General features: G+C 66.2%; 23 protein-coding genes. 16 read left to right on the top strand and 7 right to left on the bottom strand.

What is annotated here, in order from left to right; translation table 11 throughout:
• The coding region (locus RT697_RS07180; RefSeq protein WP_313697745.1) for a Na/Pi symporter at window positions 1-614 on the bottom strand (614 nt) is incomplete at its 3' end.
• Between the two features lie 175 nt (window positions 615-789).
• Here RT697_RS07180 and RT697_RS07185 point away from each other — a divergent pair.
• The gene (locus RT697_RS07185; protein ID WP_313697746.1) at window positions 790-2181 is read left to right on the top strand and encodes an L-serine ammonia-lyase; all 1392 of its coding nucleotides are present in this window, start codon (window positions 790-792) and stop codon (window positions 2179-2181) included.
• Between the two features lie 277 nt (window positions 2182-2458).
• Here RT697_RS07185 and htpX read toward each other — a convergent pair whose 3' ends face one another.
• Complete coding sequence (gene htpX, locus RT697_RS07190; RefSeq protein WP_056567464.1) at window positions 2459-3340, bottom strand: protease HtpX; 882 nt, start codon at window positions 3338-3340, stop codon at window positions 2459-2461.
• Window positions 3341-3493: 153 nt separating this feature from the next.
• Here htpX and RT697_RS07195 point away from each other — a divergent pair, with 153 nt between their 5' ends.
• Both RT697_RS07195 and RT697_RS07200 read left to right on the top strand, forming a co-directional pair.
• On the top strand, window positions 3494-4348 hold the full coding sequence (locus tag RT697_RS07195; RefSeq protein WP_313697748.1) for a DMT family transporter: 855 nt from the start codon (window positions 3494-3496) through the stop codon (window positions 4346-4348).
• Between the two features lie 37 nt (window positions 4349-4385).
• On the top strand, window positions 4386-5237 hold the full coding sequence (locus RT697_RS07200; protein WP_313697750.1) for a sulfurtransferase: 852 nt from the start codon (window positions 4386-4388) through the stop codon (window positions 5235-5237).
• A gap of 54 nt (window positions 5238-5291) precedes the next feature.
• Here the strand turns inward: RT697_RS07200 and RT697_RS07205 are convergent, their stop codons facing one another.
• Together RT697_RS07205 and RT697_RS07210 are read right to left on the bottom strand one after the other, a co-directional pair.
• Complete coding sequence (locus RT697_RS07205; RefSeq protein ID WP_175124676.1) at window positions 5292-5861, bottom strand: phosphonate degradation HD-domain oxygenase; 570 nt, start codon at window positions 5859-5861, stop codon at window positions 5292-5294.
• Window positions 5862-5913: 52 nt separating this feature from the next.
• Window positions 5914-6777: a LysR family transcriptional regulator gene (locus tag RT697_RS07210; protein ID WP_313697803.1), complete on the bottom strand. Its 864-nt coding sequence runs from the start codon at window positions 6775-6777 to the stop codon at window positions 5914-5916.
• Between the two features lie 146 nt (window positions 6778-6923).
• On the opposite strand from RT697_RS07210, the gene RT697_RS07215 reads away from it, so the two are divergent.
• The 5 genes from RT697_RS07215 to RT697_RS07235 all read left to right on the top strand — a co-directional run bounded on the left by RT697_RS07215 (window position 6924) and on the right by RT697_RS07235 (window position 13008).
• Window positions 6924-7997, top strand: a complete 1074-nt coding sequence (locus tag RT697_RS07215; RefSeq protein ID WP_313697752.1) for a putative 2-aminoethylphosphonate ABC transporter ATP-binding protein — start codon at window positions 6924-6926, stop codon at window positions 7995-7997.
• A complete protein-coding gene (locus RT697_RS07220) occupies window positions 7975-9789 on the top strand; it encodes a putative 2-aminoethylphosphonate ABC transporter permease subunit (protein ID WP_313697753.1) in 1815 nt (604 codons plus the stop codon). The genes RT697_RS07215 and RT697_RS07220 overlap by 23 nt, the downstream gene beginning before the upstream one ends.
• Window positions 9790-9807: 18 nt before the next feature.
• On the top strand, window positions 9808-10638 hold the full coding sequence (gene phnX / locus RT697_RS07225; protein ID WP_313697754.1) for a phosphonoacetaldehyde hydrolase: 831 nt from the start codon (window positions 9808-9810) through the stop codon (window positions 10636-10638).
• 128 nt (window positions 10639-10766) lie between these two features.
• Entirely contained in the window at window positions 10767-11789 is a 1023-nt protein-coding gene (locus RT697_RS07230; RefSeq protein ID WP_191576595.1) for a putative 2-aminoethylphosphonate ABC transporter substrate-binding protein, read from the top strand.
• Between the two features lie 88 nt (window positions 11790-11877).
• Window positions 11878-13008, top strand: a complete 1131-nt coding sequence (locus tag RT697_RS07235) for a TIGR03364 family FAD-dependent oxidoreductase (RefSeq protein WP_313697756.1) — start codon at window positions 11878-11880, stop codon at window positions 13006-13008.
• A 91-nt stretch (window positions 13009-13099) separates the two neighbouring features.
• Here the strand turns inward: RT697_RS07235 and RT697_RS07240 are convergent, their stop codons facing one another.
• The 3 genes from RT697_RS07240 to RT697_RS07250 form a co-directional block, all read right to left on the bottom strand.
• Window positions 13100-14245: an aromatic ring-hydroxylating dioxygenase subunit alpha gene (locus tag RT697_RS07240; RefSeq protein WP_175124670.1), complete on the bottom strand. Its 1146-nt coding sequence runs from the start codon at window positions 14243-14245 to the stop codon at window positions 13100-13102.
• Window positions 14246-14535: 290 nt separating this feature from the next.
• Window positions 14536-15546, bottom strand: a complete 1011-nt coding sequence (locus RT697_RS07245) for an acyltransferase family protein (protein WP_313697757.1) — start codon at window positions 15544-15546, stop codon at window positions 14536-14538.
• 213 nt (window positions 15547-15759) lie between these two features.
• Window positions 15760-16728 (bottom strand): tripartite tricarboxylate transporter substrate binding protein, encoded by a 969-nt coding sequence (locus RT697_RS07250; RefSeq protein ID WP_312429599.1) that lies wholly within the window; start codon window positions 16726-16728, stop codon window positions 15760-15762.
• A gap of 168 nt (window positions 16729-16896) precedes the next feature.
• Between RT697_RS07250 and RT697_RS07255 the strand changes: the two genes are divergently transcribed.
• The 8 genes from RT697_RS07255 (at window position 16897) to priB (ending at window position 23805) form a co-directional block, all read left to right on the top strand.
• Window positions 16897-17751 carry an IclR family transcriptional regulator gene (locus tag RT697_RS07255; RefSeq protein ID WP_313697759.1) on the top strand — a complete coding sequence of 285 codons (855 nt, stop codon included), beginning with the start codon at window positions 16897-16899 and terminating at the stop codon, window positions 17749-17751.
• An 82-nt stretch (window positions 17752-17833) separates the two neighbouring features.
• Window positions 17834-18100 (top strand): exodeoxyribonuclease VII small subunit, encoded by a 267-nt coding sequence (locus tag RT697_RS07260; RefSeq protein WP_056567431.1) that lies wholly within the window; start codon window positions 17834-17836, stop codon window positions 18098-18100.
• Between the two features lie 7 nt (window positions 18101-18107).
• The gene (locus RT697_RS07265; protein WP_313697760.1) at window positions 18108-19019 is read left to right on the top strand and encodes a farnesyl diphosphate synthase; all 912 of its coding nucleotides are present in this window, start codon (window positions 18108-18110) and stop codon (window positions 19017-19019) included.
• A gap of 54 nt (window positions 19020-19073) precedes the next feature.
• Window positions 19074-20936 carry a 1-deoxy-D-xylulose-5-phosphate synthase gene (dxs, locus tag RT697_RS07270; RefSeq protein WP_313697762.1) on the top strand — a complete coding sequence of 621 codons (1863 nt, stop codon included), beginning with the start codon at window positions 19074-19076 and terminating at the stop codon, window positions 20934-20936.
• Window positions 20937-21145: 209 nt separating this feature from the next.
• Window positions 21146-21943: a GTP cyclohydrolase FolE2 gene (gene folE2 / locus RT697_RS07275; RefSeq protein ID WP_313697764.1), complete on the top strand. Its 798-nt coding sequence runs from the start codon at window positions 21146-21148 to the stop codon at window positions 21941-21943.
• Between the two features lie 4 nt (window positions 21944-21947).
• Entirely contained in the window at window positions 21948-22871 is a 924-nt protein-coding gene (locus tag RT697_RS07280) for a DUF817 domain-containing protein (protein WP_313697765.1), read from the top strand.
• Between the two features lie 185 nt (window positions 22872-23056).
• A complete protein-coding gene (rpsF, locus tag RT697_RS07285; protein ID WP_056322467.1) occupies window positions 23057-23431 on the top strand; it encodes a 30S ribosomal protein S6 in 375 nt (124 codons plus the stop codon).
• Window positions 23432-23481: 50 nt separating this feature from the next.
• Complete coding sequence (priB, locus tag RT697_RS07290; RefSeq protein ID WP_056567416.1) at window positions 23482-23805, top strand: primosomal replication protein N; 324 nt, start codon at window positions 23482-23484, stop codon at window positions 23803-23805.
• Window positions 23806-23824 lie beyond the last annotated feature (19 nt).

The following is a 23824-nucleotide window of genomic DNA, read 5'->3' on the forward strand; positions in this document are numbered from 1 at the left end:
TTGTGGCTGGCCAGCGACATCACCAGCACCACCACGGCGACGCTGGAGTGCGCCGCCCAGGTGAACGCCGCGGACAGCAGCACCGCGGCGACGGGCTGGGTCGCCAGCGCGTCCAGGATCATGCCCAGCATGGGCGCGGTCTGGAATGGGGCGAAGAGCTCGACGAGCTGATGCAACGACAGCAGCAACAGGCCCAGCCCGATGAAGACCCGGCCCAGGTCGCGCGTGCGGCCCGGCGGGTAGCGCCGGAACATCCAGACGCCGGCGAGGATAAGGATGGGCGCCAGCTCGGTCAGGTCGAAGGACAGCAGCTGGACGATCAGCGTCGTGCCGACGTTGGCGCCCAGCATGGCCGCCAACGCGGGCACCAGACCGACGACGCCGCCCGCGGCAAAGCCGGTGATCATCAGGCCGGTGGCGGTGCTGCTCTGCAACGCGGCCGTGATGCCCAGCCCGGCAAAGAAGGCCCGCAGCCGCGTGCCGAGGGCGCGTCCCAGTGCCGCGCCCAGTGCCGCGCCGAACGCGCGTTGCACGCCCGTCTGCACCATATGCACGCCCCAGAGGAGCAGCGCCACGTAGCCGGCGAAGTCAAGCAGGGTAATGAGTCCAGACATCCAGGCGTTTTTCCGTTCTTTTTATGACAAGTAATAATTCTGTAATGATCGCATGCCCCGGCGGGCTTTGACACCCGGCGCGAAGATACAGGATACGCCCGGCGGGGCTTTGCTGCGTGCGCCCGGGGCTACGCGTATCATTGCCTGATCATTTGTGGATGTCTTGGAGTTTGGCGTGGCCGTTTCCGTTTTCGATCTGTTCAAGGTGGGTATCGGCCCGTCAAGTTCCCACACCGTGGGTCCGATGCGGGCGGCGCTGCTGTTCGCCCAGGGCCTGGAGCGCGACGGCCTGATTCCGCGCGTCGCCAGCGTGCGGGCCGAGCTGTACGGATCGCTGGGCGCCACCGGCAAGGGTCACGGCACCGACAAGGGCGTGCTGCTGGGGCTGATGGGCGAGGCGCCCGACACGGTCGATCCGGCCGCCATCGCCGGCATGGTCGCGTCCGTGCGCGCCAGCCGCCAGTTGCCGCTCCTGGGCAAATACCCGCTGCCCTTCGTGGAAAAGGAACATCTGATGTTCTACCGCCGCGAAGCCATGGCCGAGCACCCCAACGGCATGAAGTTCCACGCTTTCGACGCCGACGGCCAGAGCCTGCGCGAGGCGCGCTACCTGTCGGTGGGCGGCGGCTTCGTCGTCACCGCGGGTGCGTCCAACAGCCAGGTCATCGCCGCGCACAACCAGTTGCCGTATCCGTTCCGCATGGGGCGCGAGCTCTTGGCCATGTGCCAGGAAAACGGATTGACCGTCGCGCAGATCATGATGCAGAACGAGCTGACCTGGCGCGAAGCCTCGGAAGTCAACGCCGGCCTGGACCGGATCTGGCAGGTGATGCAGGACTGCGTGGCGCGCGGCTGCGGCATCAACTATCCCGAGGCGGACGGCGAACTGCCCGGTCCGTTGCGCGTGCGCCGCCGCGCCCCGGAGCTGTATCGCAATCTCACGCAGCGCGCCGAGCGCACGCTGTCCGACCCGCTGTCCGTCATGGATTGGGTGAATCTGTACGCGATGGCCGTCAACGAAGAGAACGCCGCGGGCGGGCGCGTGGTCACGGCGCCCACCAACGGCGCAGCGGGCATCATCCCGGCGGTGCTGCACTATTACGATCGCTTCGTGCCGGGCGCCAACCGCGAGGGCGTGCGCGATTTCCTGCTGACCGCCGCGGCGATCGGGCTGCTGTACAAGTACAACGCGTCGCTGTCCGGCGCGGAAGTGGGCTGCCAGGGCGAGGTCGGCGTGGCCTGTTCCATGGCGGCCGGCGGACTGGCGGCGGCGCTGGGCGGGTCGGTCGAGCAGGTGGAAAACGCGGCCGAAATCGGCATGGAGCACAACCTCGGCCTGACCTGTGATCCGGTCGGCGGTCTGGTGCAGATTCCCTGTATCGAGCGCAACGCCATGGCGTCGGTCAAGGCCGTCAACGCCGCCCGCATGGCGCTGCGCGGCGACGGCCAGCACTACGTGTCGCTGGACTCGGTCATCAAGACCATGCGCGAAACCGGCGCCGACATGAAGACGAAGTACAAGGAAACGGCGCGGGGTGGCTTGGCGGTGAATATCGTCGAGTGCTGAGCATGTGATGCCGTGACAAGGTGTCTGACACCCTGGGGAGATGATCTCGGGCTTGTCGCAACGTCTCAGAGGGTGTCAGACACCCAACCAGTTGCACACGTCAGATGCGGGCAAGGTGTCTGACACCCTGGGCGGGCAAGGTGTCTGACACCCTGGGGAGACGATCTCGGGCTTGTCGCAACATTTCAGAGGGTGTCAGACACCCATCCACGCACATGCGCCAGATCCGCACGCAAAAAAGCCCGCCGAAGCGGGCTTTTTTGCGGCTGGTGACCGATCAGATCACGCGAGCATTCTGCAGCGCGGCGATGCGGGCCGGGATCGGCGGGTGCGAGGCGAACATGGCTGCCAGGCCGCCCTTGCCGGTGATGCCGGACGCTTCGAAGGACTTGGGCAGTTCGCCCGGTTCCAGGCCACCCAAGCGGGCCAGCGCACGGATCATCGGTTCGCGGGCGCCCATCAGGTGGGCCGAACCGGCGTCGGCGCGGTATTCGCGCTGGCGCGAGAACCAGGCCACGATGATCGAAGCCAGGACGCCGAAGATGATTTCACAGACCAGCACCGTGACGAAGTAGCCCGGGCCGATGCCGCGTTCGTTCTTGAACACGACGCGGTCGATGAAGTAGCCGACCACGCGCGCCAGGAAGATGACGAAGGTGTTCACCACGCCCTGGATCAGGGTAAGCGTGACCATGTCGCCGTTGGCGATGTGCGCGACTTCGTGCGCCAGCACGGCCGCGACTTCCTCTTCGGACATGCTTTCCAGGAGGCCCGTCGACACGGCAACCAGCGAGTCGTTCTTGAATGCGCCGGTGGCGAACGCGTTGGGGGCGCCTTCGTAGATGGCGACTTCGGGGCGGCCGATGCCGGCGCGGTCGGCCAGTTGGTGGACCGTGTCGACCAGCCAGGCTTCGCGCTGGTTGCGGGGCGCGTTGGGATCCAGCACCTGCGCGCCGGTGCTCCATTTGGCCATCGGCTTGCTCATGAGGAGCGAGATGATGGCGCCGGTGAAGCCGACCACGACCGAGAAGATCAGGAGGGCGTTGAAGTTGATCCCGTTGGCCGTGATGACACGGTCCACGCCCAGGATGCGCAGCGTGGCCGACAGCACGAGCATGACGGCCAGGTTGGTAATGACGAACAGAACAATGCGTTTCATGTTTTTTTATTCCTCTGCGAGCGGCAAATACCCGGATTTCGACATCGCGGGGCCTCGCCAGTTCCCCGACTCGCCGGCTCCGCTCCGAGTGACGGAGAGTATAGTATCGCTTTCCCTTATTCCTTCCCCCCTTTTCCCTTAGCGTAGACCCGCATGCAGGCACTTTGGATGTTGGTGGCGTCCGCCATGTTCGCCATCATGGGGTCGTTCGTGAAGCTCGGCACCGAACACGGCGCGTCGCTACCGCAGGTCGTGCTCTTTCGCGGCCTGCCGTCGGTGATCCTGTTGCTGATCTGGGCGCGCGCCGGCCGCCAATCCATCATTCCCACGAGTTGGAAGCTGCACATCTGGCGCAATCTGTCCGGCGTCACATCGATGTGGCTGGGCTTTTTCGCCATTTCCCATCTGCCTTTGGCCACGGCCACCAGCCTGAACTACACGGCGCCGCTGTTCATCGCCTGTTGGATGCTGGGGTGGGGCGGCGCGCAGCGCGACCCGGTGCGGATCCTGGCTGTGGCGCTGGGGTTCATGGGCGTCATTGCCGTGCTGCGGCCCAGCATCAACGATGACCAGTGGCTTGCCGCCCTGCTAGGCATGGGGGCGGGCGCCATGTCCGCCATCGCGATGATGCAGATCCGCCAACTGGGCCGCATCGGCGAACCCGAGTGGCGCACCGTCCTGTTCTTCTCGGTCGCCGTGTGTGCGTCCAGCGGCGCCGGACTGGCTTTCGAGGGCTGGGGCTATGCGGACTGGACCGGTTACCTTTCGCTGCTGGGCGTGGGCGTGGCGGGGCTTTTTGGCCAGTTGGCCATGACCCGGGCGTTCGGCATGGGGTCGGCGCTGCTGACCGCCGCCTTGCAGTACAGCACCATCATCTTCGCGGCGCTGATCGGCATGGGCTTCTGGGGCGACCATCTGGACGCCGTGGCCTGGGCCGGCATGGGCCTCATCATCTTCGCGGGCCTGCTGTCGGTGTGGCGCACCATGCGCGATCCGAAGCCGGCCTGAACTTCGCATCCGCCGAATTCCACAGGAGCCCCCTCGCATGACGACGACCCTGATCTCTGCCGCCGATCTGGCCGCGCGTTTGGATACGCCCGACGTGCGCGTGTTCGACGTGCGCCATGACCTGACCAACCATGCTGCTGGCCGCCAGGCCTACGACGCCGGCCACATTCCCGGCGCCCGCTACCTGGATCACGAAACCGAGCTGGCCGCCGCGAAGACGGGCAAGAACGGCCGCCATCCGCTGCCGGACCGCGCCCAGTTCGGCGCCCTGATGGCCGCGCACGGCGTGACCCCCAGCACGCTGGTAGTGGCGTACGACGCCAGCGGCGGCATGTACGCGGCGCATCTGTGGTGGATGCTGCGGTGGCTGGGCCATGACCAGGTTGCCGTGCTGGACGGCGGGTGGCAGGCCTGGACAGCCGCTGGCCTGCCCGTCAGCCATGACGCGGCGCCCGCCGTGCAGCCCGGTAAGCCGGTCGAGCCGGGTGCGCCGCTGACCGGCACGGTGGACGCCCAGACGGTGCTGGCCAACATCGCTAAGCCGGCCTTCACCGTGATCGACGCACGCGCCGCCAACCGCTACCGCGGCGAGGTCGAGCCCATGGACCCGGTGGCCGGCCATATCCCCGGCGCGCTGAACCGGCCCAACGGCGAAAACCTGCAGCCGGACGGCCGCTTCAAGTCAGCCGACGCGTTGCGCGCGGAATTCGGCTCCCTCCTGGCGGGGCGCGATCCGGCGTCCATCGTCCACCAGTGCGGCTCGGGCATCACCGCCTGCCACAACCTGCTGTCGATGGAAATCGCCGGCCTGTCCGGATCGCGGTTGTATTCGGGATCCTGGAGCGAATGGTGCAGCGATCCTGCCCGGCCGGTGGCCAAGGGCGAATGAACGAAAAAAGCCAGGGCATTCACCCTGGCTTTTTTCATGGACGCGGGCAGACAGTTACCAGACCGCGGCCAGCTTGACGCGTCCCGACACGCTTTCGGCGATTTCCAGGAAGTGGTCGAGCGGCGGCGTCGCCAGTCCCGGCACCTTGGCCATGTCGTCCCAGCGCCGCAGGCGAATGGCGTCGGGCGCGCCGGGCATGCTGGCAAAGTCCACCGCCTGGCCGGCGTCGAAACTGCCGCCCTGGAGCGCCAGGCTGCGGCGGGAATCCTCGGACAGCCTCGCTTCGTACTGCGGCTCGACATAGCAGAGGTAACGCTTGGCCTCGACGTGCAGGCGGATGGGATCCAGCACGGCGGCGCTGAACAGCCCGCGCAGGAAGGGCAGCACGAAATACTGGTGCTTGTCGTCGATGCCGCGCAGCGTCGGCGTGCCGGGACGGTCGGCGATCAGATGGCCCAGGTCATGCAGCAGGCACGCCGTGATGAGATGGGCGTTGGCGCCGTTCTGTTCGGCCAGCGTCGCCGTCTGCAGCGCGTGCCGCAGGTGGCTGACGGATTCGCCATGATAGGAGCGGTGCCCGCGTTCCAGGAAAAGCTGTTCGATATCCTGCAGGGTCAAGGCCATGGTTGTCTCCTGAGTGGCCGCAAGGGGAAGAGGCGGGCAGTGACCGCAACGGTCAGCCGGCTGCCGGCGCCATCTCCAGAAAGCGCGCGATAAGCTGCACCGGTTGGCGCTCGCGCAGGCAGTACAGGTACTCATTCATCACGATGCCGGCGTCTTCGATGTCGAGGGCGGCCAGATCGGGGTGGGACGGAATTTCGCGCGACGGGATCAGGCTGATGCCCAGCTCGCACAGAATGGCTTGGCGGATCGATTCGCGGCTGCCGATTTCCAGCGTGCGGCGCACGGTGACGCCGGCGGCCTGCAGCGCATCTTCGGTCAGTTGGCGCGTCATGGAACCCGGCTCGCGCAGGAGCAATGCATATTCCGCCAGATCGGCCAGCCGCACCTGGCCGCGCCGGGCCAGCGGGTGGGTCCGGTGCACCACCACGCGGATCGGGTCCGCGGCGATCTTGCGTCGGTACAGATGCTTGTCATCCATCAGAAAGGAAGACGTGGCAATCTCGATGCGGTAATCCTGCAGCGCCCGGAGCATCGACTGCGAATTGCCGATCGTGACGGTCAGGTCGATGCCGGGATAGCGCTGGTTGTAGCGCCGCACGGTATCCATGATGTAGTACGGGCCGGTTGCGCCGATACGCAGGTTGCCTTCGCGCAGGTCGCTCGCGTCGCGCAGCCGGAAGTCGATCTCGGTTTCCTGTTGCACCAGCTTTTCGACCATCGGCATCAGGTTCTGCCCGGCGTCGGACAGCCGCATGCCGCGACCCTGCCGGTGAAACAGTTCGATGCCGTAGCGCGATTCGAGCTGGCGCAGCTGTCCCGTCACCGTGGGCTGGCTCACGCCCAGTTGGGCGGCGGCCTTGGTGACGGTTCCGCAGCGGGCCACGGCATAGAAGGATTTGAGTTCGGCGACGAGCACGGTCGGGGGGCGAAGGTTGGACGCAATGCGCAAGACCGCCAGTACACCAAAATAATTTGATGTTTTTATTACTGCATTTGCGCGAAGTGTCATAAACGCTCAATACGCCGATTCCATACTGCCTTCGTTCCCAGACCGGAGGCCCCATGCCCCAACGCGATACCGCCTTTCTCTCCGTGCAGAATCTCGTCAAGCGATTCGGCACCCACACGGCCTTGGCCGATGTGTCGCTGGATATCCGCGCCGGAGAATTGGTGTGTCTGCTGGGGCCGTCGGGTTGCGGCAAGACGACGCTGCTGCGCGCCATCGCCGGCCTGGAGCGCCAGGACAGCGGGACCATCGTGCTGTCCGGCCGGGATATTTCCCACGCCGAGCCGCAGGCGCGTGACTACGGCATCCTGTTCCAGTCCTATGCGCTGTTCCCGAATCTGACCGTGGCCCAGAACGTGGCCTACGGTTTGAGTGGCAAGCGCGCGCACCGCAATCACGTCGCCAACCGCGTCGAGGAAATGCTGACGCTGGTCGGCCTGGCCGGCGCGGCGCAGAAATATCCGGGTCAGATATCCGGCGGCCAGCAGCAGCGCGTGGCGCTGGCGCGCGCCCTGGCGCCGTCGCCGTCCCTGCTGCTGCTGGACGAACCCATGTCCGCGCTGGATGCGCGGGTGCGCGAACACCTGCGCATCGAACTGCGCGCGCTGCAAAAGCGCCTGTCGATCACCACGCTCATGGTGACGCATGACCAGGAGGAGGCCATGGTGATGGCCGACCGCATCGCCGTGATGAACGGCGGCGTGATCGAACAGTACGGCACGCCGCGCGAACTGTATCGCCAGCCGGGATCGGCCTTCATCGCCGATTTCGTGGGCGAGGCCAACTGGCTGCCGTTCGAACGCATCGACGCCCATCGCGCCCGCGTGGGCCGCCAGGAGCTGGCCGTGGAAACGGCCCTGGACGCCGGGTCGGGCAAGCTTTTCGTGCGGCCGGAAGCCGTGCGCGTCAGCATGGCCAAGCCGGAAGAACCGAACGCCATGCTGGCCGACGTGCTGGACGGCGTGTTCCTGGGACGCAGCTATCGCCTTTCGCTGCGTCTGGAAGGCGTGCCCGGCGCCACGGTCCATTCCATCGTGTCCCCTGAAACCGGAGACGCCCTGCTGGGCCCTCACGCTGCCGGCCGCTGCTGGGTGGAGCTGCCGCGCCATGCGATACGCGCCTACGCTTGATCCGGCCGTGAACAATACCCGCGCCATCGGCCAGTCCGCCGCGGTTTCCGCGGCGCCCGCGATCCCCTCGTCCGCGGCCGCGCCGCTGCCGGCCTTGGGACGCCGCCCGCTGCCCGCCTGGATCGGCGCGCTGGGCCTGGCGCTGGGGCAGGGTGGCCTGGCGCTCGGCCTCCTGATATTCCTGGCGTTGCCGCTGGCGGCGATTCTCCTGAAATCGGTCACGGACGCCGACGGCGGCTGGGCGGGCCTGTCGGTCATCGCCGGCATCATCGGCGCCGACGGCTTCCTGGACATGGTCGGGCGCAGCCTTGCGGTGGGCGTCGTGACCACCTTGCTGGTCGTGCCGTGCGCCTATGGCTTTGCCTATGGCCTGACGCGCACCCGCCTGCCGGGCAAGGGCCTCTTGCGCACGATCGCGTTGCTGCCGCTGCTGGCGCCGTCGCTGCTGCCCGGCATTGCGCTGGTCTACCTGCTGGGCAATCAGGGCCTGCTCAAGGGCCTGACCGGCGGCGCCACCATCTATGGCTTCTGGGGCATCGTTGTCGGAGAGGCGTTCTACACGTTTCCGCATGCGCTCATGATCCTGCTGACCGGCCTGGCGCTGGCGGACGGGCGCCTGTATGACGCCGCCCGCGCCATGGGCGCGGGGACGTGGCGCACCTTCATGACGGTCACGCTGCCCGGCACGCGCTATGCGGTGTTCTCGGCCTGCTGCGTGGTGTTCACGCTGACCGTGACGGACTTCGGCGTGCCCAAGGTGGTGGGCGGCGACTACAACGTGCTCGCCATGGAGGCCTACAAGGCCGTGGTGGGGCAGCAGAATTTCCCCAAGGGCGCGGCGATTGGCATCCTGCTGTTGCTGCCTGCGCTGCTGACCTTCGTACTGGACCGGCGGCTGCGCGCCCGCCAGGGCGCCCAGATGAGCGGCCGTGCGCAGCCTTATGCGGCCGGCATGAACGGCCGGCGCGACGCGGTGTTCCTGATGCTGGCTGGCGTCATGGCAGCCTTCCTGCTCGTGATCATCGGCGTGGCGGTCTGGGCCTCGTTCGTGAAGATGTGGCCGTACAACCTGTCGATGTCGCTGCGTTCGTACGACTTCGACAACATGGACGGCGGCGGCTGGCTCGCCTGGCGCAACAGCCTGCAACTGGCGTTCTGCACTGCGCTCGTGGGAACCCTGGTGGTGTTCGCCGGCGCGTGGATGATGGAGAAGGTGCCTGCCCGCAGCACGATGGCGCGCGGCCTGCGCGGCATGGCCGGCATGCTGGCGCTGATGCCGATGGCCGTGCCGGGACTGGTGCTGGGCCTGGGCTACATCTTCTTCTTCAACAGCCTGTCGAACCCGCTCAACATGCTGTACGGCACGATGCCGCTGCTCGTGTTGTGTACGGTCGTTCACTTCTACACCAGTGCGCACCTGACGGCCGCCACTGCGCTCAATGCGCTGGACCCGGAATTCGAGGCGGCCTCCGCCTCGCTGAAGGTGCCGCGCCTGACGACTTTCCTGCGTGTGACGTTGCCGATGTGCCTGCCCGCGGCGCTGGACGTGGCCCGCTACCTGTTCGTGTCCGCCATGACGACCGTGTCGGCGGTGGTGTTTCTGTACAGCCCGTCCACGGTGCTGGCCGCGGTCGCCGTCCTGAACATGGACGACGCAGGCTTCATCGGACCGGCTGCCGCCATGTGCACGGTCATCATGGCCAGTTCCGCCGTTGCCGCGCTGGTCCTGCACCTGGCGAGCCGCGCCCTGGTGGCGCGCACCCAGGCCTGGCGGCGCCCGGCGTCCCGCTGACCGATCATTTTTTCCTGGATGACTTTCATGACTGTTCAACCTTTGCCCGTCCGCCTCGAAGCGGTGATATTCGACTGGGCCGGCACGCTGGTCGACTTCGGTTCCTTTGCCCCCACCAAGGTATTCGTGGATGCGTTCGCGCAGTTCGGCATGGACGTGTCGCTGAAGGAGGCGCGCGGCCCGATGGGAATGGGCAAGTGGGACCACATCCGCGCACTGTGCGACCAGCCAGCCATTGCCAACCAGTACCAGGCCCGCTTCGGCCGCCTGCCCAGCGACGACGACGTCACCGCCATCTACGAGCGATTCCTGCCGATGCAGCTGGAAAAAGTGGCTCAGTATTCGGCCGCCATTCCGGGCGCAGCCGACGTGATGCGCGCCTTGCGCGAACGAGGCCTGAAGATCGGCTCGTGCTCCGGCTATCCCGCCAGCGTGATGGGCCGCGTCGTTGAACGCGCCGCCACCGAGGACCTGACGCCCGATTGCATCGTCGCCAGCGACGAGGTGCCGCGCGCGCGTCCGGCGCCCGCCATGGCCTTGAAGAATGTGGTGGAGCTTGGCCTGTCCGATGTGGCCGGCTGCATCAAGGTCGACGACACCGCCCCCGGCATCGAAGAAGGCCGCCGGGCGGGCATGTGGACCGTCGGTCTGCTGCTGTCCGGCAACGCCGCAGGCCTGACGCTGGACGAGTACAAGCGCCTTTCCGAACCCGCCCGCGACGCGGCGCGCGATGCCGCCCGCGCGGAGCTGGATCCGGCCGGCCCGCACTACCTGATCGACACGGTGGCCGACCTGCCGGCCGTGGTCGACGACATCGAAGCCCGACTGGCGCGAGGCGACCGCCCCTGAACTAGACGCTTGCCGCCCGGCGTCCCGGGCCATCCATAGACCTTTGACTCACCACGATCCGCAGCCGGCAGCCGCCGGCCGTGGGGACCTCGTTCACCCCGCTTTTCCGCTCACTCACGGAGTTGTTCATGAATCGCTACAAGCTGCTTGCACTGGCCGCCGCCCTGACGGGCGTGATGGGCGCCGCCTCGGCCGAGACCACGCTGACCGTCTACACGGCGCTGGAAGCCGACCAGATCAAGGCCTATCAGGCCGCCTTCGAAAAGGCCAATCCCGACATCAAGATCCAGTGGGTGCGCGACTCCACCGGCATCATCGCCGCCAAGCTGCTGGCCGAAAAGAACAACCCCAAGGCCGACGTGATCTGGGGGCTGGCCGGCACTGCGCTGGGGCTGATGGACAAGGAAGGCATGCTGCAGCCCTACGCGCCCAAGGGTCTGGACCAGATCGCCGCCAACATGCGCGACGCCAAGGCCGAGCCGGCCTGGGTCGGCATGGACGGCTACGCCGCCGCCATCTGCTTCAACACGATCGAAGCCGAAAAGCAGAAGCTGCCCAAGCCCACGTCGTGGCAGGACCTGACCAAGCCGGTGTACGCCGGCAAGATCGTCATGCCGAACCCGGCCTCGTCCGGCACGGGATTCCTGGACGTCAGCGCCTGGCTGCAGATCTTCGGTGAAGAAAAGGGCTGGGCCTACATGGACGCCCTGCACAAGAACATCGGTTCGTACACGCACTCGGGCTCCAAGCCCTGCAACATGGCCGCCGCCGGCGAATTCCCGATCGGCATCTCGTTCGACTACCGCGCCGCCAAGCTGAAGGCCGACGGCGCGCCGGTCGAAGCCGTGTTCCCGTCGGAAGGCCTGGGCTGGGAAGTGGAAGCCACCGCCATCATGAAGGGCACCAAGAACCTCGATGCCGCCCGCAAGCTGGCCGACTTCTCGGCAAGCCGCGAAGCCAACGAGCTGTACAAGGCCAACTTCGCGGTGCTGGCGATCCCCTCGATCGCAACTGCCAATCCGAACCTGCCGGCCGATCTGACCTCGCGCATGATCAAGAACGACTTCACGTGGGCCGCGACGAACCGCGACCGCATCATTGCCGAGTGGACGAAACGCTACGACGGCAAGTCCGAGCCGAAGAAGAAGTAATTCCTGACCCACCGCGGCGGCAGCGCGCCGCCGCGCATCGGGAGGCCCGCGGGGGCCTCCCCGACATCCCTCTCGCAGTAGTTCAAAAATGAAGACTTACGACGTAATCGTGGTGGGCGCGGGCATGCTCGGCATCGCGCATGCCTGGGCGGCCGCCAAGCGCGGCCTGTCCGTGGCCGTGATCGAGCGCAGCCGCCAGGCGCACGGCGCGACCATCCGCAACTTCGGCCAGGTCATCGTGACGGGCCAGGCGCCCGGCATGATGCTGTCGCACGCGCAGCAGTCGCGCGAGCTGTGGCTCGACCTGGCGGACAAGGCGGGTTTTCATGTGCGCGCCAATGGCGCGCTGGTGCTGGCGCGTAATGCCGACGAGGCCGACGTGTTGCGGGAGTTCGCGGACATGCGGCTGCGGCAGGAAGGGTACCGTGCCGACCTGCTGTCGGCGCGCGAGGTGGCGGGCCTGTACAACGGCCAGCTGGCCCACCACTGCACGGCGCTGCGCGGCCACGACGACCTGCAGATCTATTCGCGCGAGGCGCTGCCGGCCATCACGCGCTATCTGCAGTCCTCGCTGGGCGTCGACTTCATCACCGGCACCCTGGCGCGTGCCGTGGAGCATGGCGAAGTCAGCACCTCGGCGGGCGACTTCAAAGCGTCGCATGTGTTCGTGTGTCCTGGCCACGACTACCTGACCCTGCTGCCCGAACAGTTCGCGCCGCTGAACCTCGAAGTCACGCGCCTGCAGATGCTGCGTGCGGTGTTCGACGGCCCGGCCATCGCGCTGGACCGGCCGCTGCTCACCGGCCTGTCCTGCGTGCATTACGGCGCATTCTCGGACCTGCCGACGGCGCAGACGCTGCGCGGCGTGATCCAGGCGCGTACGCCGATGCTGCTGGAAAACGGCATCCATCTGTTGATCAGCCCCACGCCGCATGGCGAACTGATCATCGGCGACTCGCACCAGTACGGGCAGGACGCGTTGCCGTTCAACGACGAAGCCGTCGACAACGCCATGCTGGACCTCGCCTCGCAAGCGCTGGGCGCGCGGCTGCGCGTGGTCGAGCGGTGGCAGGGCGTCTACGGCGCGCACGGTCCGGCGCCGTTCTCGGTGATCCCGGTGGACGCGGCGACCACGGTGGCGGTCATGCACTCCGGCGTCGGCATGACGGTGGGACTGGCGATCGGCGAACGGACTGTGGCGGGTGTCACGGGACGCTGAACGCGTACTGCCGCTGGACGAAAAAAGGGCCTTGCGGATCCGAAAGGGATGTCGCAAGGCCCTTTGTCATGCGGGCTGAAGCGGGTGGGGACTACACCGACTGCATGATGCGGCGGTACCACTCGTGAAAGTGCTGCATGCCGTCTTCCATGGGCGACTGGTAAGGACCGGTCTCGTTTACGCCGCGCAGCATCAATGCCTTGCGGCCGGCATCCATGCGTTCTGCGATCTCGTCGTCCTCGATGGCCGTTTCCATGTAGGCCGCGCGCTGCGCCTCGACGAACTCGCGCTCGAAGGCGGCGATTTCCTCGGGGTAGTAGAACTCGACCACATTGACCGTTTCCTGCGGGCCCTTCGGGTACAGCGTGGACAGCACCAGCACGTGCGGATAGAGCTCGATCATGTGGGTCGGGAAGTACGTGACCCACACGGCGCCGAAGTCGGGGGCGTCGCCTTCGCGGAACGACAGCAGGCGGTCGTGCCACTGCTTGTACACATCCGAACCCGGCTGCGCCAGCGCGTTGTGCACGCCGACCTTCTGCAGGCTGTACCAGTCGTTGAACTCCCAGGTCAGGTCGTCGCAGGTGACGAAACGCCCCAGTCCGGGATGGAACGGGCCGACGTGGTAGTCCTCGAGGTAGACCTCGATGAAGGTCTTCCAGTTGTAGTTGCACTGATGCACTTCAACGTGGTCCAGCACATAGTCGCCGAAGTCGAACTCGGGCCGCCCGAACAACGGCGCCATGTCGGCGGCCGGGTCGCGCGGGCCTTCGAAGAGCAGCCCGTGGCAATCGCGCAGGCGGAACTTCTGCAGGTTCATGCAGGGCGTGGTCTCGAACTGCGGCGCGCCCAACAACTCGCCCTGGTTGTTGTACGTCCAGCGGTGCAACGGGCAGACGATGTTGCCGCCGGTTGCCTTCAGGTTGCCATGCGTGTTGCAGTTGCCGGCCACGTTGCCGGCTTCGCCACCAAGCATCAATGCCTGACGGTGACGGCAGACATTTGAGATGAGTTCGACGCCATGCTGGTTGCGAACCAGCGAGCGCCCTCCGTTTTCCTGGACCAACGTACGCCAATCCCCGATTTCGGGCACCAATTTCTGGTGGCCGACGTACAGCGAGGATTGCTTGAAAATGAGTTCTTGCTCGCGGGCAAAGAGGGCTTCGTCAAAATAAGCGCTGACGGGTAGCTGGGTGCGAGCTGGCACGACATGTGCCATCCGACCGATGTCGGTCATGATTCCCTCCGCTCGGATAAAAAAGCCAGGACGGTTTGAGCCTTGCCAGGCGCTTTTGTTCAAGTACAGGTCCCTCGCGGTGTGTGCCGGGGGCCTTGTTCATGAATTCGAGCCTGGTTGAATCCGTACTGGCGCGAAGAAAAATCGGTGTCTGGCCGATCAAATAAGCCGTGAATTGTACCCCAAGGGCTTGTGCGACGCCCGCCGCAAAAGGCCGGGCCATTCGCGTGAATCCCGGGGTGGGTTTGCCCGCGCGCAAACCGCGAACAACGCCTTGTGCCGTAGGGCTTTCAGACGAGGCGGCGCGTGGCCGGATGACGCCGCAGCAACCAGCTGCTGGCGGCCGACAATGCAAACACCATCATCGTCAGGAGCGGCACCACCCACGCGTCGCGGTCCTGGCCGGAAAAGGCCCCGATGCGGCGCGCGACATCCAGGTAGACCGGATGGATGAGGTATACGCCAAACGTCAGCGGGGCCAACGCCGCCAGCCGCGGCAAGCGGGGCGAGGACACGATCCATTGGAACGCGGCCAGCGACATGAATGGCACCGTCAGGCTGAAGTAGTCGTAGAAGTAGGTGTCCAGCACGTGGCCGTTGGACATGATGGTCACGCCCAACGCGGTCGCGGCCACGGTGGCGGCCAGCATCAGGCCCGGCCGCGGAACGCGCATCTCGCCATCGAAGATCAATCGGCCCGCAACGAAGTAGCCCAGGTAAGGCAGGAACCACGTCAGGAAAAAACCATGCGGCGCGCCGAGCGCGCGGCGGTACAGGGCATCAAGAATCGCCACGCCCAGGATGCCGACGACCCACAGCGCGCGCGCCTTCGGCGTGCTGCGCACATACAGCACGCGGACCAGCGGCGCGAACAGGTACAGGCCCACGATCATGTACAGGTACCAGAGGTGGTAGTAAGGCTCGCCCTGCGCGACCTTGCGCGGCCAGAACGAAAAATCGACGCGGCCGTCGTCCCACCAGTCCAGCCCCGTGCGCCACGCCAGGTAGAAGAGCGTCCAGAACAGCAGCGGAGCCAGGATGCGCGCAAGACGCCGGCTGTAGAAGCGCCGCGCGTCCTGGGGCTTGTCGGGATCGAGCAGCAGTGCGCCGCTCACCATCACGAAGACGGGCACGCACCAGCGCGCGGCGGAGTCGTACAGATTGGCGGCCAGCCATGCGCCGCGGCCGTGGGTGGCGGGATCGCTGACGATGAGTGCGGCGCTGTGTAGCAGAACGACGGCCAGCGCAGCCAGCCAGCGGGCTGAGTCCAGGCGGGCGTATCGGTCTTCGGTTTGAGGCATCGGGCTCCCGGAATGGTTCGGCGACTGCGCCTTACCTTAGCAGCGACGTGGCGCCGATTTCTGTATCCAGGGGTTAGACCGCGCGTAAAAAACCGACAGGGCCGTGACGGCGCTGTCGGGGGGAAAGGCATGCTCGCGGCAGGGCCGCGAGCACACCGATCGCGGGCCGGCACTCCGCGAACGTTTTGTCACGAAACCGGCATGTGGGCTGGCTTATTGCAGGACGATGTTGGCCTGCTTGATGAGCTGCGACACGATGGGCTGCTCGGTCTTGATCTGCTTGTCCAGCTCGGCCGCCGTGCCCGAACGCGGGTCGATGCCCATGTCCAAGAGGCGCTTCTTGACCGCTTCGTCCTTCAGCGTTTCGGTCAGCGCGGCCTGCAGACGTTCCACGACGGGCGCCGGCGTGCCCTTGGGGGCCACGAAGCTGAACCACGCGGTCATGTCGAACGCGGGATAGCCTTGTTCGGCCAGCGTGCTCACGTTGGGCTCGGTCGCCAGGCGCGTGGGGCTCGTGATCGCGAAGACCTTGACCTTGCCGGCGTCAGCCTGCGGCATGCCGGTCGCCACCATGTCGAAGAACAGGTCGACGTCGCCGCTGATCAGGGCGGGCAGGGCCTGCGTGGCGCCTTTGAAGGGAACGTGCAGGATGTCGATGCCGGCGCGTTCCTTGAACAGCTCGCCGGCCAAATGGGACGAGGTGCCCGGACCGAAGGTCGCGAACGTCAGCTTGCCCGGATTCTGCTTGGCGTACGCAACCACGTCCTGCGTGCTGTTGAACGGCCGCTTGGGCGAGGACAGCAGGACCAGCGGGCCGACGCCGACCATGCCGATCTTGGCGAAGCTGTCGGGGTCGTAGGGCAGTTCTTTATAGAGATAGCGGTTGGTCACCAGCGTCGAGTTGGTGGCCATGAGGATGGTGTAGCCGTCCGGCGCTTCGCGCGAGACATAGGCCGCGCCGATCGACGTGCCCGCGCCGGCCTTGTTCTCCACGATCATGGACTGGCCCAGGTTCTTGGCCATCCGCTCGGCCAGGACGCGCGTCAGCACGTCGGTGGCGCCGCCGGCCGGGAAGGGCGAGATCACCTTGATCGGGCGCGACGGATACGTATCGGCCTGGGCGCCCAGTGCGGCGGCGCTGAGCATCAGGGTGGCGAGCAGTTTGAAGCTGTTGCGAATCATGTTTTCCCCTTGAAATCGCATGGTCAGAGTGGATCGCCGGGCCTGGCTTGGCTTGCGCGCCTGTCGATCATGGCGCTGCTTGCCAGGTCTCCTTGGATGTTTTAAATTCCGGAATATGGAATTTAATTCTGTCTTCCGAAATAAACTATAAAAACGAAGCGTATATAAATGCAACCGTTTTCTGGCGCCAAGCGCATTGCCCATCCGCCGTCCAAGCCGGACCAGAAGCTTGAACTGAGCCTGCCCGCGCGCCGCAAACGGGCAGCCGGCGCGGGTGAGGGCGCCAATTCCCCCGACTTCATCACGGCGCTGGCGCGCGGTCTGGACGTGCTGCGTTGTTTTCGCCACGGCGTGTCCGCGCTGGGCAACCTGGATCTGGCGCGCCTGACCGGCCTGCCCAAGCCCACCATCAGCCGCATCACGTACACGCTGACGGAACTGGGCTACCTGCGTTACCACCCCGACACCGGCAAGTATTCGCCCGGCTACGGCGTGCTGGCGCTGGGCTTTGGCCTGCTCGCCGGGCTTGAGGTGCGCGAACTGGCCAAGGCCTCCATGGCCGATCTGGCGCGCGAAACCGGCGGCGCGGTGGCGCTGGGCGCTTTCGACGGCGACGCCATGACCTACGTCGAAGCGATTCACGGCTCGTCCGCGCTGTACCTGCGTCTGCCTGTCGGCTACCGCGCCACGCTGGACAGCGCGATGGGACGCGCCTACCTGGCCAGCCTGCCCGAGGACGAGTGCGACGCCGTCATGGCGCGCCTGGACCAATCGGCGCCCGCGCCCGAGGCCATTGCGCGGGCGCGCGCCGAACTGGCGCAGGCCGGCTGCTGCTGCGCCATCGGCGAATGGCAGTCCGGCATCAATGCCGTGGCCGTGCCGTTCACGTCCATCACGGGCGAGGGCGTCTTCGTCATGAGCTGCGGCGGGCCGGCCGGCTTGCTGGAGGCCTCGCATCTTCGGGATCACGTCGCCCCGGCGCTCCTGGCGGCGGTGGCGGGCCTGGCGGGTACGCCGGCCTAGGGCGCCGGCCGCATCCGGGCCGTGCCTGGCTATCTCGTACAATTCACGGATTAATCCACCCCCAAGTGCCCCGGAGGCCCGTTTGGCCAAACCCACTCAAGCTGATCCGCAGAACGACGATCGTCCCTTGCCCCAGGATTTCGAAACGGCGCTGGCCGAACTGGAATCGCTGGTCGCGGCCATGGAAGACGGATCGCTGCCGCTCGAGCAATCGCTGGCTGCCTACCGGCGCGGCGTGGCGCTCACGCGGGTGTGCCAGGATCGCCTGGCGCAGGCCGAGCAGCAGGTCAAGGTCCTCGAGGGCGGCCTGCTGCGGCCGCTGGATCCCGCGGCCCTGGACGACGAATAAGACACCGATGAAGCAAACTCAACTCGCATTTTCCGAGTGGTTGCAAGGCCGTGCGCGCCACGTCGAAGACGTGCTCGACGATCTGCTGCCCCCGGCGGATCAGGCGCCTGACCGCTTGCATGAAGCCATGCGCTACGCGGTGCTCGGCGGCGGCAAGCGCGTGCGCGCCGCCCTGGTCTATGCCGCCGGACAGGCCTGCCCCGTCAGCGGCAGCGTCCTCGCCATCGAGGCTTCGCTGGACCGCGCGGCCGCCGCCGTCGAACTGATCCATGCCTACTCGCTGATCCATGACGATCTGCCCTGCATGGACGACGACACGCTGCGTCGCGGCCGGCCTACCACGCACGTGCAGTTCGACGAAGCTACCGCCATGCTGGCGGGTGATGCGTTGCAACCGCTGGCGTTCGAATTGGTCGCGTCCATGCCGATCGCCCCGGCGCTGATCGTCCAGGCCACGCAGTCGCTGGCACGTGCCGCCGGCAGCCAGGGCATGGCGGGCGGGCAGGCGATCGACCTGTTCAGCGTCGGCCGCTCGCTGTCGCGAGATGAACTGCAAATGATGCACGGCATGAAGACCGGCGCCATGCTGGCGTGCAGCGTGGCGTTGGGCGGCATCGTGGCGGGCGCCAGCTCGGCATCGCGCCAGGCGCTGGACGCCTACGCGCAGGCCATGGGCCTGGCGTTCCAGGTGGTCGACGACATTCTCGACGTCACCGCGGACAGCGCCAGCCTGGGCAAGACGCCGGGCAAGGACGCCGCCGAAAACAAGCCTACGTACGTTTCCCTGCTGGGCCTGGACGAGGCCCGGGCCTTCGCCGAGGAACTGCGCGTGGCGGCGCTGGGTGCTCTCGCGCCGCTGGGCGACGCGGGTGCGCGTCTGGCCCAGCTTGCCGACTTCATCGTTCTTCGAGACCGCTGATCCGAGATCAGCCCGGCCTTCTTGGTAGGCCGGGCCAACGAACCCCATAAAAGCATGACGACAGATTTACTGGACCGCATTCAATCGCCGGCTGACCTCAAGCGCCTGGATCGTCGCGAACTGAAAAAGCTTGCAGACGAACTGCGCGGCTTCGTGCTGGAGTCGGTATCAAAAACGGGCGGACACCTGTCGTCCAACCTGGGCACCGTCGAACTCACGCTGGCGCTGCACCAGGTGTTCGACACGCCGCACGACCGCATCGTGTGGGACGTGGGCCATCAGTCCTATCCGCACAAGATCCTGACGGGACGCCGCGCCGGCATGGCCAAGCTGCGTCAGCAGGGCGGCATTTCGGGCTTTCCGAAACGCAGCGAGTCCGAGTACGACGCCTTCGGCACCGCGCACTCGTCCACGTCGATCTCCGCAGCCCTGGGCATGGCGGTGGCCTCGCGCAATGCGGGCGAACAGCGTCAGCACATCGCCGTGATCGGCGACGGCGCCATGTCCGCGGGCATGGCGTTCGAAGCCATGAACAACGCGGGCGTCACGCCCAACATCAACCTGCTGGTGATCCTGAACGACAACGACATGTCGATCTCGCCGCCGGTGGGGGCGCTGAACCGCTATCTGGCGCGTCTGATGTCCGGCCGCTTCTACGCCGCGGCCAAGAACGTGGGACGGGCGGTGCTGCAGCATGTGCCCCCGGTGCTTGAACTGGCGCGCCGCTTCGAGGAACACGCCAAGGGCATGGTCACCCCCGCCACGCTGTTCGAAGAGCTTGGCTTCAACTACGTCGGTCCCATCGACGGCCATGACCTGGACGCGCTGGTTCCCACGCTGCAGAACCTGAAGGCCCTCGAAGGCCTGCAGTTCCTGCACGTCGTCACGCGCAAGGGCCAGGGCTACAAGCTGGCCGAAGCTGATCCCGTGCTTTATCACGGTCCCGGCAAATTCGATCCGGCCGTCGGCATCCAGCAATCGAAGGCGCCGGGCAAGCGCACCTTCACGCAGGTGTTCGGCACGTGGCTGTGCGACACGGCGCAAGAGGATTCGCGCCTGGTTGCCGTTACGCCCGCCATGCGCGAAGGCAGCGGCCTGGTCGAATTCGAACAGCGCTTTCCGCAGCGGTATTTCGACGTGGGCATCGCCGAACAGCACGCCGTCACGTTCGCCGCTGGCGTGGCCTGCGAAGGCCAGAAGCCGGTCGTCGCCATCTATTCCACGTTCATGCAACGCGGCTACGACCAGTTCATCCATGACGTCGCCCTGCAGAACCTGGACGTCACGTTTGCGCTGGACCGCGCCGGCATCGTGGGTGCGGACGGCGCCACGCACGCCGGCAATTACGACATCGCCTTCCTGCGCTGCGTGCCGAACATGGTGGTGGCCACGCCTTCCGACGAAAACGAAACCCGGCTGCTCCTGTCGACCTGTTATCAGCACCCGGGTCCGGCATCGGTGCGTTACCCGCGCGGCGCGGGCTGCGGCGCGGCGGAAGGCGGGGGCCTCGATACCGTTGAACTGGGCAAGGGCGTCGTCCGCCGCGAAGGCAAGAAGATCGCCATCGTGGGTTTTGGCACGCTGGTGCAGGCCGCGCTGGCCGCCGCCGGCAAGCTGGACGCCACCGTGGCCGACATGCGGTTCGTCAAACCGATCGACCGCGACCTGATCCTGGATCTGGCCAGCCGCCACGACGCGCTCGTCACGCTGGAAGACGCCTGCATCATGGGCGGCGCGGGCAGCGCGGTGCTTGAAGTGCTGAGCGCCGCCGGCGTGTTGATCCCGGTGCTGCAACTTGGTTTGCCGGACGAATTCATCGACCACGGCGAGCAATCGGCCCTTTTGGCCGGCCTGGGTCTGGATGCCGCGGGCATCGAGCAGTCGATCCGCACGCGATACGCCGACCTGTTGAAGTGATCGGGCAGGTCTGATCCGGCTGATCCTTGCGGCCGAGGGCGTGCGCCTTCGGACGCAAGGATGAAACACACTGTTCCAGCCCCGCCCGCATGGAAGCCGCAGGGTTACCCCTTCTCATCGCGCGCGGCTGGGCGATAATTAGCCCCTTCTCAAGACAACTGGGCCAGCACGTTGCTCCACGGCAGACCGGCCCGGACAGGTAAGCCGACATGAATTCTCCGATCGATCCCGCCATCGTGATGCCCGACATCCAGAGCGCCACGGACACGCGGCATATCCCGATCCAGCGCGTCGGCATCCGCGGCGTGCGTCATCCCATGCTGGTCCAGAGCGGCGACGGCTCGGCGCAAGGCACGGTGGCCAACTGGACGTTGACCGTGGCCCTGCCGCCCGAAGAAAAGGGCACGCACATGTCCCGCTTTGTGGCCCTGCTCGAAAAATACCGCACCACGGCCATGACGCCGGCCCTGTTCCGCACCATGGCGGCCGACATGCTGCCGCTGCTGCATGCCGAACGCGGCGACATCACCGCATCGTTCCCGTACTTCATCAACAAGTCCGCGCCGATCTCCGGCGTGCAAAGCCTGCTGGACTACGAAGTTCAATGGATTGCGCGTGCGCAGGCCGACCGCGTCGAATTCGAACTCGTGGTCCAGGTGCCGGTCACCAGCCTGTGCCCCTGTTCGAAGGCCATCTCCGAATACGGCGCGCACAACCAGCGTTCGCACGTCACGGTGTCGGCCATCCTGAACGAAGACATCTCGATGGACGGCGTGATCCGCCTGATCGAAGACGAAGGCTCGTGCGAACTGTGGGGTCTGCTCAAGCGACCCGACGAAAAGTTCGTCACCGAACGCGCCTACGACAATCCCAAGTTCGTCGAGGACCTGGTGCGCGACGTCGCCGCCCGCCTGAATGCGCATCCCGGCATCGCGCGCTACCGCGTCGAAGCCGAGAACTTCGAGTCCATCCACAACCACTCGGCCTACGCCGTCGTTGAAGGCTAAGCCCGTGCGCCATCCGGCGGCCAGCGACTGGCCGCTCATCGCCGATCTGCAGCAATGGGAAGCGCGGCTGGCCAGCAGCCTGGCAAGCCGCGGCCGCCTTGGCGTGGCGCTTTACGAGTTCTTCCGTTTCGGTGTGAAGCAGGCCTGGGCGTGCCTTTTCGGCGGCCTGATGTGCGCGCTGTTGCTGGGCACGCACTGGTGGTATCCCAAGGACGCGGCGCTGGCGCGCTACGACTTCCTGACGCTCGCCGCGCTGGGCATCCAGGCTGCGCTGCTCGCGCTGCGCATGGAAACCTGGAGCGAGGCGCGCGTGATCCTGATGTTCCATGTGGTCGGCACCTGCATGGAGATCTTCAAGACCGCCGCCGGTTCGTGGATCTATCCCGAGCCCAGTGTGCTGCGCATCGGCGGCGTGCCGCTTTTCACCGGCTTCATGTATGCGGCGGTGGGCAGCTACCTGGCCCGCGTGTGGCGGCTCTTTGACTTCCGCTTCCGCGCGCATCCGCCGCTGGCGGCCACGGCGGCGCTCTCGGTGCTGATCTACCTGAACTTCTTCACGCACCACTATGTGTTGGACTTCCGGTGGGCGCTGTTCGCGATGACCGCCATCCTGTTCGCGCGCACCTGGGTGTATTTCCGGATCTGGCAGGTCTACCGGCGCATGCCGCTGCTGCTGGGCTTCGTGCTGGTGGCGCTCTTCATCTGGTTTGCCGAAAACATCGGCACCTTCGCCAATGCGTGGCGTTATCCCAACCAGTCGCAGGTCTGGCAGGTCGTATCCATCGCCAAGCTGGGGTCGTGGTTTCTGCTCATGATCATCAGCTACGTCATGGTCAGCGCCGTCAACCGGCCACGGCCGATCAGCGCGGCCGACCTGCCTCCCGCTGCCGGGCAGCCCCCCGCGCGCGACGCGTCCCTGATTTCCTGAGTCGGCCCTGCTTGCAAGCGGCCGCCCAATCGGTGATAATCGAGGGCTTTCTTGCTCGACCGCCCATGGTTTTTGGGTAGCGGGCTGCCCCTTGCGGCGAAACGTCGATGAAGTTGTTCCACCCATGATGGAAAGCGCGGGTGCAAGACGTTCAGCCAGCAAGACATCCTCAAGGAGTTTTACCCATGCGTCACTACGAAGTAGTGTTTATCGTTCACCCCGACCAAAGCGAGCAAGTGCCCGCCATGGTCGAGCGTTACCAAGCGCTGGTCACGGGCCAAGGCGGCTCGATCCATCGCCTGGAAGACTGGGGCCGCCGTCAACTGGCCTACCCGATCCAGAAGCTCGTCAAGGCTCACTACGTCTGCCTGAACATCGAGTGCGGCCAAGCCACGCTGGATGAGCTGGAACACTCGTTCCGCTACAACGACGCCGTGCTGCGCCACCTGGTCATCAAGACCAAGAAGGCCCAGACCACCCCGTCGATCATGATGAAGTCGGTCGAGCGCGAAGAAGCCCGCAAGGCTTCGGCTGAAGCTGCCCCGGCTCAGGCCGAGTAAGCAGGTTCACGCAGAGCTCATTGCATCAAGTCCCCTCGGTGCCAGGCAGGATGAACAAGCTGGAACTCAGCGCCCGCGTTCTCGAATGCGAGCCTTTGCGCCACACACCCGCCGGTTTGCCAGCGCTGGAAATGCTGCTGGCGCACGAGTCGGAGGTCATCGAAGCCGGCCACCCGCGCCGTGTTGAACTGACGATCGCCGCCGTGGCACTGGGAGATCTGGCGCTGCTCTTGAGAAACACCGCTTTAGGGTCCGAATTGCTGGTGCAGGGGTTTTTGGCCCCCGCGCGCAAGGACTCGGTGAAGATCAAGCTGCATCTGCAGCAGGCGCGCAAGATCAGCGGAAGCGCTGGACGCGATCCGCAGGTGGCCTGAAGGCAATGAGACCCAGGGT

Source organism: Achromobacter sp., assembly GCF_032113835.1.
Classification (GTDB): domain Bacteria; phylum Pseudomonadota; class Gammaproteobacteria; order Burkholderiales; family Burkholderiaceae_B; genus Achromobacter.